Genomic DNA, 13,148 nt, shown 5'->3' with positions numbered 1-13,148 from the left:
TATCCTTTCCGAAAATATTGCGATTGGTGGACATTCAGTGTGCGGTCGCGGCCAGATCGCTGGCCAGCCAGACGAGCGGCGCGTTCCAGTTGATGGCGACTTCGTTGTGCGCATAGGCGCGGGCATCGTCGATCCAGCACCGCGATCCGACGCAACGCCCTTGCAGCGACGCCGACGCCTCGGGAAAGCTGGTGCTGTTCGCGCCGCCGCTCAGCACGCCGGGGGGCGGGCCGGGCATCCGGGCGTCGAACGTCTGCGCCCAGAAACGGTGATGCGGGTGCATCATCGGCTGCCAGCCGAAACCGGTGACATAGCTCTGGTCGAGCGGGTTGCGGCCCAGCACATAATCCATCGTGTCGACCGCCCCGTCGCGGTAGCGCGCCTCGCCGGTGAAGCGCGCCGCCAGCGCCAGGATCATGCCGCGCCCCAAGATCGCGCCGTTCGATCCCCATTGATAGGCGGTCGAGGCATAGGGAATGTGATAGCCCGACCGCGCCTCCTCGGCGAGGAAGCGGTCGGCCAGCGCGACCAGCTTGGCCCGCGCCGCCGCGCGTTCGGCGGGGCTCACCCCGGCCGCGGTCGCCAGCGTGATCGTGCCCAGCGCGGCGGTGGAGGCCCAGCCCGGCTCGCCCGAGAGTGGGGCGGCGTGGAGCGGCATCCGGTGCAGCGCGTCGGCCAGTTCGGGCATGCCCGTGGCGGCGTACAGCTCGGCGGTCGCCCAATAGAGTTCATCCGACAGATCGCCATCGCCATAGCCGCCGCTGCCGGTAAAGGCCTGTGCGGCATAGACATCCGGGTTGCGCAGCGCCGCCTGATAGGCCTTGCCCGCCGCCACCAGGCAGCGTTTGGCAAAGGCGTTGTCGATGCCGCGCCAGATCCGCGCGCACTGCGCGGCGGTTGCCGCCAGGTTCAGCGTCGCGGCGGTGCTGGGCGGATAGAGCAGCCGCTCCTCGCGGTCATCGGCCGGGGCGGTGGGCAGCTTCGTCCAGTTGCGGTCGGCGACCTTATGGTGGGCCATGCCACCGGCATCGACCGGGGTCAGCCGATACGGCCCGCGCCCCTGGCGCCCCAGCGGCAAAGCGAGCGTCTGGCCCTCGGGCACTTGCATCGACAGCAGGAAGCGCATTTCCCAACGCGTCTCGTCCAGCAGGTCGTTAATCCCGTTGCCTGCCTCGGGCAGCGCGGCCGCGCCGTCGGGGAAGGGGGGTGAGCCTGTGTCGATCTCATAGAGATTCTGCAGTATCCATAGGGCGATACCGCCATTGACGACATATTTGCCCTGGTCGCCCGCATCATACCAGCCGCCGGTGACGTCCAGCCTATAGGGGCATCCCGGCCAGTCGGTGCCCGCCAGATCGCGGCCCTTGAAGCAGGTCACGACCTCGCTGCCATGGCCCGCCGCGCGTGCCCATTGGGAGCCCCCGGCAAAGCGCGCGTCGATCGCGATCCCGGCCCGCTGCTGATAGAAGAAGTTCAGCGAGGCGCGGGCGAGCGGGCGATAGACGTCCGCCGCTATGGTGAAGGCATGGCTCGTCCGCCCGTCGACGCGCAGGCGATAGGTGCCCGGTGTCCGGAACGCGCCGAAGTCGATCTGATGGACCGTGTCACCCGATGCCGCATCCGGACCGAAATATATGGTCCGTCCATTGGCGACGACCCGGCCGTTTTCGTCCAGCAGGTCCCAGGCCAGGGACTTCGATCCAGCGGCGGCGAAGACGGCGCGCTTGGCGGTATCCGGGCGGAACCCGACCTGATTGAGATGCGGTCCCGGCGCGTCCGTCGCGCCGATGCCCGTCAGCGCGAGCAGGGGCAGGATGATCCGCCTCACAGCAGCGGACCGCCGCCGCCGGTCGGCGCGCGCGTGAAGTCGAACCCGGCATCGGCGGCGGCGCCCGGCGTCATAGCCGGCGCGAGCGGCGAAGGCGCGGTCCTGCGCAGGAACTCGCCATGGCTGGGCAGGCGCGCGGCGGTGTCGGCATAACCGGCGCGCATCTGTTCCAGCGCCTGTGCGACCAGATCCTCGTCCAGCGCATCGGCGGCGGGTTCCCAGCTTTGCGGCACGATGCCCTGGCCCAGGCACACCGCCACCCAGCTGGGGTTGCTGAACAGGTCATAACCTTCGCGGAACAGCCGACCCTTGCCCGCCCACAAGTCCATCTTGCGCGCCAGGCTGTCAGGCACGTCCATGGTGCGGACCCGGTCCCAGAAGGGCGTGTCGCTGCGCCGCGTCGCCTTATAGTGCAGGATGATGAAGTCGCGGACGTCTTCATACAGGTCGTGCATCTGGCGGTTGAACTCGTTGCGTTCTGCGGGATCGAAGCGCTTGTCGGGGAACAGCGCGATCAATCGCTGGATCGCTGCCTGGACCAGATGGATGCTGGTCGATTCCAGCGGCTCCAGGAACCCGCTCGACAGGCCCAGCGCCACGACGTTGCGGTTCCAGCTTTCGCGCCGCCGCCCGGCGGTGAAGCGGATATGGCGGGGATCGCCCAGCAATTCGCCGTCCAGGGCGCCGAGCAACTGCGCCTCGGCCGTCTCGGTGCCGAGATAGTCGCTGCAATAGACCAGACCGTTGCCCATCCGGTGTTGCAGCGGGATGCGCCATTGCCACCCGGCCTCGCGCGCGGTGGCGCGGGTGAACGGATCGGGTTCGGCCGGATCAGGCAGCGCGCAAGGCGCGGCGACCGCACGATCGCAGGGCAGCCACTGGGCATAGCTCTCATAGCCCGTGCCCAGCGCCTCCTCGATCAGCAACCCGCGAAAGCCCGAGCAGTCGATGAACAGGTCGCCCTCGATCCGGCGTCCATCGGCCAGCGTGACCGCCTCGACATAGCCGTCCTCGGGGCGCAGCTTCACCGCGTCGATCCGCCCCTCGATCCGCGTCACTCCGCCGCGCTCGGCATAGCCGCGCAGGTAACGCGCATAGAGCGAGGCGTCGAAGTGGAAGGCGTAGAACAGCTCGCGGATGGGCGAGCGTGCATCGGGCTTGGCGCGGCCGAACTTGCCCGACCGCGCGGCCATCGCGCTCATCGACCAGTCGGTGATGTCGGGAAGCGCCCGGCGGCTGCGTTCGCGCAGGTAAAGCTGGTGGAAATGCACGCCCTGCAGATCCTGGCCATGCCGCCCGAAGGGATGGAAATAGCGTTCGGCCTTCGCCCCCCAGTCGACGAACTCGATGCCAAGCTTGAACGTGCCGCCGGTCTTGGCCAGGAAGTCGTTCTCGTCCAGGCCGAGCATCTGGTTGAAGGTGATGATCGGCGGGATGGTCGCCTCGCCGACGCCGACCGTGCCGATCTCCTCGGATTCGACCAGCGTCACCTGCGTATAGCCGTTGTTGAGCAGCCGGGCGAAGGCGGCGGCCGCCATCCATCCGGCGGTACCGCCGCCGACGATCACGACCCGGCGGATCATCTGGTCATGGGGAGGGATCATCGGGCAAGGCGCCTCATCTGGGCCGCACGCCATTCGGCATGGGAGGGAACATGGGGGAGGGCGGCGGCGATCGCCTGGGTCATCCGCGACATCAGGTCGCGGACCTCGCTGGCCGGGGTCGCCTGGACCAGCGGATCGACACGGCGCGGCAGGAAACCCTGGCCGAGCAACACGGCCGCCCAGCTATGGCGGATAAAGGTCTCTTCCTCGTAAAAGGGCAGGCGGCCACGCTCGGCGAATTGAGTAAGCGTATGGGCAAGGCTCGGCGGCGGCGTTGCCTGTCGCACGGCCTGCCACATCGGCTCGGGACGCTGCGCCGTGCGATAATGGGCGGCCAGGAAGTCCCGCACCCGCTCCGCCTCCGCCAGCGTCTGGCGGTTGAAGTCGGCGGCCTCGATCTCGGCCATGGCGCGGTCGGGCAGCATCGCGATCAGCCGGTCGATCGCGCTCAGCGCCAGATGGAGATTGCACCATTCCAGCGGCTCGACCTGGGTGGCGGCATCGCCGATCGCGACGCAGTTGCCGCGCCAGGGACGGGGGCGTGTGCCCGGGCGGATGGCGATGGGCGCGTCGGTCGTCCCGCCCAGCATCGCGGCGGCCTCGGCGTCCGACAGATGCGCCGGGCTATAGGCGATGCCGACCTGCGCGCCGCTCGACCAGCGCCAGCCCGCGGCATGGGCCGTGACGGTCGTCAGCACCGGCGCGGCTTCGCCAGAAGGCGCGGTGCCGAGGAGCACATGCTGGCAGGGTAGCCATGCGCTCCAATCCGACCAGTCCGCATCCATCGCCCCGCGAAGCTGCGCCGCTGGGCCTGTGGCGTCGATGAACAGGTCGGCCGTCAGGTCTCGTCCGTCGGACAGGGCCACGCCGGCGACGAAGCCGCGTTCGTCCAGCGCGACGTCGGCGATCTCGCCCGCCACCTCGACCACGCCGACATGCCGGGCAAAGGCGCGGATCATCGCGAGATGACGGTCCAGGTTGAGCGTCAGGCCATAGTCATGGTCGGCGAACGGGGTGTCTGGCGTCGGCGGTACGAACCGCTCCGCCCGCACCAGTTGCGCAGCAGGGGAAAAGGCATCGAACGGCGCGACCTCGCCGGCCAAGGCCATCCCCACCCAATGGAGGTGGAACGCCGCCGTACCGATCGCATGGCCATAGCCGCCATAGGCATGGACATAATCGGGCAACCCCTCCGCCCAGCCGACGAAGCGCGTGCCCAGCCGATAGCCCGCGCCCGTCCGCGTGACGCTGTCAGCCTCGCCAATGCCCAGATCGGCCTGGAAGCCGAGCAGCGAGGGCAGGGTGCAGGCGATCCGATCGGCCAGCGCATCCGCCGCCGGGGGGGTGGCGAGCAGCGTCACCGTCAGGAACGGCGCGCGCCGCTTCAGCGCGGCGGCGGCGCACCAGGCGGTCAGGCCGCCGCCTGCGACCAGGACATGGGCGATGGGCTGGGCCATGCTCACGCCGCCTCGACCATCGGGCAATAGCGATCCAGAAAGGCACGGTGCCCGGGGCGCGCGGCGACATCGGCGGCAATGTCCCGCCGCAGATCCTCTATGGCGCGCAGCAGCTCGGCACTGCCCGCCACATCGGCGCGCGGATCCCAGCCCTCGGGTACGATGCCTTGGCCCAGATAGACCGCGATCCAGCTGGCATCCAGGAACACGCCTTCGCGATATTTTACCACCCGTGCGCGCCGGCGCCACAGCTCCATCTTTTCGGCCAGGCTGTCCGGCACGGGCATGGTGCGGACATAGTTCCAGAAGGGGGAATCGTCGCGCGTCGTGGCGTGGTAATGCAGGATCAAGAAATCCCTGATCCGGTCATATTCCAGGTCGATGACCCGGTTGAACTCGTCGCGGTCGGAGGCGCCGATGTCGCGGCCGGGGAACAGCTCGATCAGCGCGGTGATCGCCTGTTGCACCAGATAGATGCTGGTCGATTCCAGCGGTTCCAGAAAGCCGCTGGCCAGGCCGATGGCCACGCAATTGCCGACCCAGCTGCGCCGCCGCCGCCCCGCCTTGAAGCGCAGCAGGCGCGGCTCGGCCAGTTTTTCGCCCTCCACCGCCGCCTCCAGCGCCCGCGCGGCATCGGCGTCGCTGACGAAGTCGCTGGCATAGACATAGCCATTGCCCGTGCGATGCTGGAGCGGGATGCGCCAGCGCCAGCCCGCGGGCATGGCGATCGCGCTGGTATAGGGGGTGACGGCGGTTTCGGTGCGGCACGGCATCGCCACCGCCCGGTCGGTGGGCAGCCAGCGCGACCAGTCCTCGAACGGCTCCTCCAGCGTCTGGCCGAGCAGTAACGAGCGAAAGCCCGAGCAGTCGACGAACAGGTCGCCCTCGACCCGCTCGCCATCCGCCAGGATGACGGCACGGATCAGCCCGCTCTCGCCGTCGCGCTCGACATCGACGACCATCCCCTCGGTCCGCACCGCGCCGGCATCCTCGGCCAGGCTGCGCAGATAGGGGGCGAAGAGCAGCGCATCGAACTGGTACGCATAGCCGAAGGTCGAGGCGAGCTGTCCCGGCGTCCGCTCCGGATGATCGAACCGCGCCTCCCGCGCCAGCGCGCAGGCATAGGACAGCGCGTCGAGCGGCGGCAGGTCATGCCCCTCACGCGCCAGACGGGTCCAGTAATGGTGGAAGTCGATCGCGCCGCTACCCCGGCCGAACGTGCCGAAGGGGTGGATGTAGCTGTCCCCGATTCGGCCCCAATCGCGAAACTCGATACCCAGTTTGAAGGTCGCACGGGTGCGCGCCATGAACTCGGCCTCGGGGATGCCCAGCCGTTCGTTGAAGGCGCGGATATGGGGCAGGGTGGCCTCACCGACACCCACGACGCCGATCGCCTCGGACTCGATCAAGCGGACGCTGCACTGCCCGGAAAGCAGGCGCGTAAATGCGGCACCGGCCATCCAGCCTGCCGTACCGCCGCCCACGATGACGACCCTTACACCGTCCTCTGTCACCTTCGTCATCCACCCCCGTGGCCACCGATTCCCGGGGCCTTTTTTCTGTTTCATGCCGTGCGTTACGCCGTCCCGCAATCCACCCACAGGGGGAGCGTGGCAGGAATGTCGCACCTTGTCCCGGATCGGACATTTTTTAAGTTAAACATCTTGTCGAAATGTTTCTGGTAGCGCAATCATCTGTTTGTAGAGCGTGTCACGAGGCACGTTTGCACCATAGCCCGCGACGCCAATGGGGCGCGCGAATAAGGGGGGGATGACCATGATGCGCAGCGTTGCGCCGTTTACCGTCAGTGCGACTCGTTTTTCTCGGCTCCTGTTCGGTGCGTCCGCCGGTGCATTGTGCATCGCGTCGCTGAGCACGCCGGTGCTGGCACAGACCACGACCGACACGGACCAGAGCGCCAGCGCGCAGGCCGCCGGCACGCAGTCGCCCGCGGCAGATGACACCACCAAGGAAGTCGTCGTCACTGGCATCCGCCAGAGCCTGGCGAATGCGCAGAACATCAAGCGCAACTCCGACACCGTCGTCGACGCGATCACCGCGACCGACATCGGCGCGCTGCCCGATCGCTCGGTCACCGAAGCGCTCCAGCGCGTGCCCGGCGTGTCGATCAGCCGCTTCGCCGCCGCCAACGATCCCGACCACTTCTCGGTCGAGGGTTCGGGCGTGGTCATCCGTGGCCTGAACTTCGTCCGCTCCGAATTCAACGGGCGCGATGCGTTCGCGGCCGGTATCGGCGGGCAGGCTCTGAACTTCGCCGACGTTCCGGCGGAATTGCTGGGCTCGGTCGAGGTCTATAAGAATGTGACCGCCGCCGCCATCGAGGGCGGTCTGGCCGGCACCGTCAACCTCAACACGCGCAAGCCCTTCGACAATCGCGGCTTTCATATCGGCTATGACACCGAAGCCAATTATGGCGACTTCCGCAAGAAGTGGACGCCGACCGGTTCGATCCTCATAAGCGATACCTTCGAAACCGGGATCGGTACGTTCGGTATCCTGGGCGACCTCTCCTATTCGCGCATCCGCAGCCGGGCCGACGGCGTGCAGATCACCAATTTCCAGACGCGCGACAACACGCAGGTGCCGTTCCAGAACGGCGGCGGCGTGCTCGTTTGCCGCAATCCTCTGCCCGGCAATAGCGACACGACGACCCTGCCGGCGGCCGGTTCGCCCTGCGGTACGGCATCGACGGCGGGTGCGGATGGCTTTGCCGATCCGCTGGGCAAGGTCTATGCGCCGCTTGGCGGCCAGTACCGGACCCAGGAATTCGACCGCAAGCGCGACGGTATCGCCCTCGCCGCGCAATATGAAACGCTCGACAAGTCGTTCATCCTGACCGCGCAGTATCTGCGCTCGCACACCACGAACAATACCAACGAGTACACGTTTGAAGCCGCCCCCGACCTGTCGGAGTACAGCACCTTTCCGGTCGGCTGCGTACAGAATAGCGACGGGCCGCTCTATAACGGTAACGGCACGGTCCGCGCGGAGTGCCCGGTCGGCCAGTTCAAGAATTACACCTATGATTCGAACGGTCTGTTCCAGAGCGGTTACATCACGTCGCCGGGCACCGGCTACCGCACCAACCGCAGCGGCGCGCCGGACACGACCTTCATCCCGACGGGTGGCGCGCAGCTTCAGCTCGCGCGCGGTCAGACGTATGAACGCAATCTGATCAACGACTATGGCCTCAACGCCGAAATCCACCCGACCGATCGTCTGTCGGTCAACCTCGACGCGGACTATACCCGTTCGGAACGCACCAATCGCAGCCTGAGCATTTTCGGTGCGACCTATGCCGACCAGGAACTCGACCTGACGGGCAACCTGCCGTCGGTCATCTCGCACAAGCCGAGCACGCTGTCGGCAAGCTGGGCTCAGCCGACGAACACGGTCCTCGCCGGGGAGACCGATGCCCAGTATTTTGCGGACAAGCGCACGCAATTCTGGCGTGCCGCGATGGATCACGCCGAAGACAGCGTCGGCCAGGAATATCAGTTCAAGGCGGACGTCAGCTATGACTTCCCCGAGGGCGGCTTCTTCAACAAGGCACGTTTCGGCGCCCGCTATGCCGATCGCGACCAGACGGTCAAATACTCCACCTATAATTGGGGTATGATGAGCGAGATCTGGGCGGGTTATCCCGTGACCGTCGACCAGTTCGGCGGAAACCAGGCGCAGTATTATAGCTTCCCGAACTTCTTCCGTGGCGCCACCAATGCGCCGCCGGGTGGCTATTATTACGGTGGCGACCTGATCGGCGGCTATGGCGACGCGGTGAAGTTCATCAAGCAGGTCGAATCCGTCGCGCAGACCCAGAATGGCAACACCCAGCAGCAATGGGTGCCGCTGGCCGAGCGTCCGGGCGTGGTAGCAGGCACCTCGTATCTGCCCAGCGAAATCCAGCGCGTGCACCAGCGCGACACCGCAGCCTATGCGATGGTGTCGTTCAAGTCGCTGGGTTCATTCAGCTTCAGCGGTAATGCGGGTGTCCGCTTCGTCCGTACGGGCCTCGATTCGTTCGGCACCAGCACGATCCCCAACCAGGCGACGCTGAACATCTCCAACCCGTACAGCTCGCGTTGCGCCGTTTCGCCTCCGCCCGCCGGAGCGCCTGCCGGTACCAACCCCAGCCGTCCGGGTGGTGTCTGCAACCTGGGCGAAACGGGCTATGGCTTGCTGCAGCAGTTTGCGGGGACCAACTCGGTCAACGTGTTCAACCAAGCGAAGAACAGCTACACCTATTGGCTGCCGAGCGTGAATTTGAAGTTCGGTATCACGCCGAATCTGATCGCGCGTCTCGCGGGTTCGAAGGTGCTGACGCGGCCGGACTCCGCGCTGATCCGCAATTTCCAGCAGATCACGATTGACGGCAACGGCAACTTCCTCAGCACGGTCGGCAATCCGTATCTGAAGCCCGCGACGGCATGGCAGTTCGACGCGACGGCGGAATGGTATTTCTCGAAGGTCGGATCGCTGACCATCGACGCCTTCTACAAGGACGTGTCCAACTTCTTCTATCAGTCGATCGTGAGCCTGCCGCTGCAGAACAATGGCGTGACCTTCCCGTTGCTGACGCGGGGGCCGGCGAACTATAACGGCCATGGCAAGATCAAGGGTGTCGAGATTGCCTATCAGCAGACCTTCAGCTTCCTGCCGGGCTTCCTCAACGGCTTCGGTTTCACGGGCAATTATTCGTATATCGAAAGCTCGGGCCTGCCCAATTCGTTCCTGAACGGCGGTGCGCCGGTGACGAACGTCGCGGCGCAGACGGTGGGCGGGAACCTGCCGCTCGAAGGCCTGTCGAAGCATAACGTCAACGCCACCCTCTTCTATGAAAAGGGACCGATTTCGCTTCGTGCGGCCTATAACTGGCGGTCGAAATATCTGCTGACAGCGGCCGACGTGATCTTCCCCTATACGTCGATCTTCCAGGACGCGGCGGGGCAGCTTGACGCATCGGCATTCATCAACGTGTCGAAGTTCGTCAAGATCGGCGTTCAGGGCGTGAACCTGACCAACACCGTGACGAAGACCCTGCAGGCCTATACTGGTGATCCCAGCCAGCTTGCCCCGCGGTCGTACTTCGTCAACGATCGCCGTTTCTCGTTCATCTTGCGCGGCAACTTCTGACCCGGCGTCCCGGCCGGACTCTGCGGGGGCCGGCCGGGTTGACTTACCTAAAAAACCGCCCGCTTCCGATAGGGAGGCGGGCGGTTCTTGTTTGTGGTGCGATCAGCCAGAGCCGGGGCGATCGGTTTACACCGCCCCGGCGATGCGCATCAGTTATGCGGCAGCTTCGACCGGTCGAAATTCGGCCCCAGGTCGAGCAGGAAGGCGGGGCCGACTTCGATCACCTGTTTGGCGCCTGCCAGCTGGACCGAGATATTGGCCTTGCCCGCGGCAAAGGCCTGGCCCGCCACGCCGGTCACATAATAGCTTTTCCAGGTCGATCCGACCTGCACTGGCTCCGACGCGATCGGGGTGTAAGGCGGCTCGGACCCGCCCATGGCTACGGGGATGGACAGGGTCTGGCCCTCGGGCGCGTTCGGTGCGCGGAGGAAAACCATGGTCATCAGCGTGTCGCCCGCCGCGATCGGCTTGACGGTGGGATAGGTCAGGCCGCTGTCCCATGGGTTCTGGCCGGGCGCCGAGACCTTGACCTGCACCGCGTTGCCGCCCGGGACATTGGCGGCGGGCACCTGCCTGGCGCTCTGATTGGGGCCATAGGGGGTCCAGCCGATGCCAGGCGTGTTGATCGCCTTGTCGAAGATGCTGGGTTGCGCCGCCGCGCTGGGGGCTGCCTGGTCGGCCGCTCCCGCTGGCAGGGCGGCGATCAGCAGGGCCACAAATCCGATCATGATCCTTCTCCTCCTCTTTCGGCCGGTTTGTCCGGTCCGTTCGCAAAAACGATTATATTCAGTGAGTTGAGAACAGCCCGGCCCCGTCAGAGGCCGGGCCGATCTTATTGGCCGACGATCCTGACCAGCGGCGCGATCGCCTGGCCGGTGGGCAGGCGGCCGCTGGCGGTCAGGCGATGTGCGGCCTCGTCCCAGTGCAGCGTCGCGCTGCGTCCGCCGGTCTTGCGATAGGCGTTGGTCGTGCCGTCATCGTCATAGAGCGTGAAGACGGCATCGCGGCCGGGATAGACGCGGATGCTCTCCAGGTTTTGCGCGGTCGCGGTGCTCGGCACCTGGACCCCCATCGGCACGATCGAACCCGCGCGGACGAACAGCGGGATATGGTCGATGGGCGCCGCCGCCTCGATCCACTGGCCGCCGGTATAGCGCTTGTCGGTCCACCAGTCATACCAGTCGGTGCCGCCCGGCAGGTAGACGCGGCGCGCGGTCTGGCCCTGTTCGGTGACGGGCGCGACCAGGAAGGCGGGGCCGAACATATATTCGTCGCCCAGATCCTTCACCGCCGGATCGTCGGGGAAGTCCATGAACAGCGCGCGCATGAAGGGCGCGCCGGTCTGGTTCGTCTGCCGCCCCAGCGCATAGAGATAGGGCATCAGCGCGTAACGCAGCCGCAGGGTCTTCGCCAGGATCGGCTCGGCAGCGGTGCCATATTCCCACAGTGCGGTGCCCGGCCGCTGGCCATGGATGCGCAGCGTGGGGGTGAAGGCGTTATACTGGAACCAGCGGACGAAGAGTTCCGGGTAATCGCGATAGGAGGGTGCCATGGCGGTCGCGCCCGCCGGATCGACCAGCACCGGGGCTTGCGCCTCCGGGCCATTGGGCCATTGCCAGCCGCCCGTGTCGCTCGACCAATAGGCGATGCCGCTGGCCGTCATGCCGAGGCCCGCAGGCACCTGCCGGCGCAGCGCCTCCCAGTTGGACTGCACGTCCGACGACCAGAACAGGCAGCCATTGGCCTGCGTGCCCAGATAGGCGGCGCGGCACAGGATCATGTTGCGCTTGTCCGGCCGGTCGCGCGCCGAGCCGTCCGCGACGCTGGCGGTGTGGAGCAGCGGATAGACGTTGCGATAGCGATCGCCCGAGCCGATGGCATAGAAATGCCCCTCCGGCACCAGATCGGGCTCGGTCTCGTCCAGCCAGGCATAGTCGAAGCCGTTCGAGAAGATATTGTCGCGGATCTTGCCCCAGAACCACGCCCGCGCCTCCGGGTTGGTGCTGTCGATCAGCGCGCCCGCCCGGTCGGAGCGGATCGGCAGGCCGTCGACCGGATTGCCGTCCTTGTCCTTCATCAGCCAGCCCTTGGCGGCCAGCGTATCGTACCAGCGGCTCTCGCGCTCGAAACGCGGCCAGATGCTGATGATGCTCTGCATCCCCATCGACTTGAGATGCGCGTTCATGCCCGCCGGGTCGGGGAAGGCGGTGCGGTCGATGTCGAGCTGCCCCATCCGGGTCCAGTAGAACCAGTCGAGCACCATGATGTCGAGCGGCAGGCCGCGGCTGCGGTATCCATCCGCGATCTCGGTCAGCTGGCCTTGCGTCTCGTAGCGCGCCTTGCTCTGGATCAGGCCGAAGGCGGCCTTGGGCGGCAGCGGCGTCGCGCCGGTCAGCCGCGCATAACCGGCATAGAGTTCGTCGGTCGTCTTGCCCGCAATGACGAAGAAGGACACGCGCTCGCCGACATTGGAGGCGAATTTGGTCGCGTTCAGCAGCCCCGGCGAGACGGTCGTGGCTGACGGATTGTCCCACAGGATCGCATAGCCCTTGTCGGTCACCATGAAGGGCACGCACACGGACTCGCCGCTCGGCCGGTCGTAATCGTGGCGGCAGTCGATGGTCCGCCCGCGAAGGTCGAGCACGCCGTCCTGATACTGGCCCAGGCCGTAATAATGGGTGTCGGGCGTATCGGCGAAGCTGGCGCCGACGCGGAAGGTCTTTTCGCCCGAGACGGTGTGCGGTGCCATCTCCCACCCGTTCATCCGGGTCAGCACCTTGCCGTCCGGCCCTGCGAAGCCGATCGAGACCGGCGGCAGCGAGGGGGCGAAATAGCGCTCCATCTGGCTGGGCGGTTTGGGCCAGGGTTGGGCCGCGACGGTCACGGTCAGACCGGGCGACGCGAAAATGTCGCCGCTCGTGTCGCTGCGGTGCGACCATCCGCTGGCCTCGCTCTTGGCGATCAGGCCATAGCCGGGCTTGGCCTCCGCCTCGGCACGATCGGTGGCGATGGTGACGCGGACGATGCCGGGGCCATAGGGCTCGACCGAGACCAGTGCGCCGTTGCGCTCGACGGTCGCCAGCGGATCGGCGGACAGGGCCATGG

7 protein-coding genes are annotated in these 13,148 nt (G+C 66.5%); 1 reads left to right on the top strand and 6 read right to left on the bottom strand.

Annotated features, from left to right (window positions below):
* Positions 1 to 34 precede the first annotated feature (34 nt).
* The 4 genes from QZ546_RS15235 to QZ546_RS15220 are packed head-to-tail and all read right to left on the bottom strand — an operon-like array spanning position 35 to position 6,412.
* Entirely contained in the window at positions 35 to 1,828 is a 1,794-nt protein-coding gene (locus QZ546_RS15235; protein WP_294239378.1) for a glycoside hydrolase family 9 protein, read from the bottom strand.
* Complete coding sequence (locus tag QZ546_RS15230; protein WP_294239376.1) at positions 1,825 to 3,432, bottom strand: tryptophan halogenase family protein; 1,608 nt, start codon at positions 3,430 to 3,432, stop codon at positions 1,825 to 1,827. Before QZ546_RS15230 ends, QZ546_RS15235 begins: the two co-directional genes overlap by 4 nt.
* Positions 3,429 to 4,889: a tryptophan halogenase family protein gene (locus QZ546_RS15225; protein ID WP_294239373.1), complete on the bottom strand. Its 1,461-nt coding sequence runs from the start codon at positions 4,887 to 4,889 to the stop codon at positions 3,429 to 3,431. The genes QZ546_RS15230 and QZ546_RS15225 overlap by 4 nt, the downstream gene beginning before the upstream one ends.
* Positions 4,890 to 4,891: 2 nt before the next feature.
* Positions 4,892 to 6,412, bottom strand: a complete 1,521-nt coding sequence (locus QZ546_RS15220) for a tryptophan halogenase family protein (protein WP_294239370.1) — start codon at positions 6,410 to 6,412, stop codon at positions 4,892 to 4,894.
* Between the two features lie 256 nt (positions 6,413 to 6,668).
* On the opposite strand from QZ546_RS15220, the gene QZ546_RS15215 reads away from it, so the two are divergent.
* Positions 6,669 to 10,043, top strand: coding sequence for a TonB-dependent receptor (locus QZ546_RS15215; protein WP_294239434.1), 3,375 nt, complete (start codon positions 6,669 to 6,671; stop codon positions 10,041 to 10,043).
* A gap of 149 nt (positions 10,044 to 10,192) precedes the next feature.
* Here the strand turns inward: QZ546_RS15215 and QZ546_RS15210 are convergent, their stop codons facing one another.
* Both QZ546_RS15210 and QZ546_RS15205 read right to left on the bottom strand, forming a co-directional pair.
* Positions 10,193 to 10,771, bottom strand: coding sequence for a hypothetical protein (locus QZ546_RS15210; RefSeq protein WP_294239367.1), 579 nt, complete (start codon positions 10,769 to 10,771; stop codon positions 10,193 to 10,195).
* Between the two features lie 104 nt (positions 10,772 to 10,875).
* A complete protein-coding gene (locus QZ546_RS15205; protein WP_294239432.1) occupies positions 10,876 to 13,146 on the bottom strand; it encodes a TIM-barrel domain-containing protein in 2,271 nt (756 codons plus the stop codon).
* Positions 13,147 to 13,148 lie beyond the last annotated feature (2 nt).

This window comes from uncultured Sphingomonas sp., assembly GCF_913062585.1.
GTDB lineage: Bacteria > Pseudomonadota > Alphaproteobacteria > Sphingomonadales > Sphingomonadaceae > Sphingomonas.
The sequence above is the reverse complement of the archived record's forward strand: the minus strand, read 5'-3'. Positions and strand labels throughout refer to the sequence as shown.

Excerpts from the sequence above, each read along its gene's own strand:
- QZ546_RS15220 (WP_294239370.1), bottom strand. The coding sequence starts at position 6,412 with ATGACGAAGGTGACAGAGGACGGTGTAAGGGTCGTCATCGTGGGCGGC.
- QZ546_RS15230 (WP_294239376.1), bottom strand. The coding sequence starts at position 3,432 with ATGATCCCTCCCCATGACCAGATGATCCGCCGGGTCGTGATCGTCGGC.
- QZ546_RS15205 (WP_294239432.1), bottom strand. The coding sequence starts at position 13,146 with ATGGCCCTGTCCGCCGATCCGCTGGCGACCGTCGAGCGCAACGGCGCA.
- QZ546_RS15210 (WP_294239367.1), bottom strand. The coding sequence starts at position 10,771 with ATGATCGGATTTGTGGCCCTGCTGATCGCCGCCCTGCCAGCGGGAGCG.
- QZ546_RS15215 (WP_294239434.1), top strand. The coding sequence starts at position 6,669 with ATGCGCAGCGTTGCGCCGTTTACCGTCAGTGCGACTCGTTTTTCTCGG.
- QZ546_RS15225 (WP_294239373.1), bottom strand. The coding sequence starts at position 4,889 with ATGGCCCAGCCCATCGCCCATGTCCTGGTCGCAGGCGGCGGCCTGACC.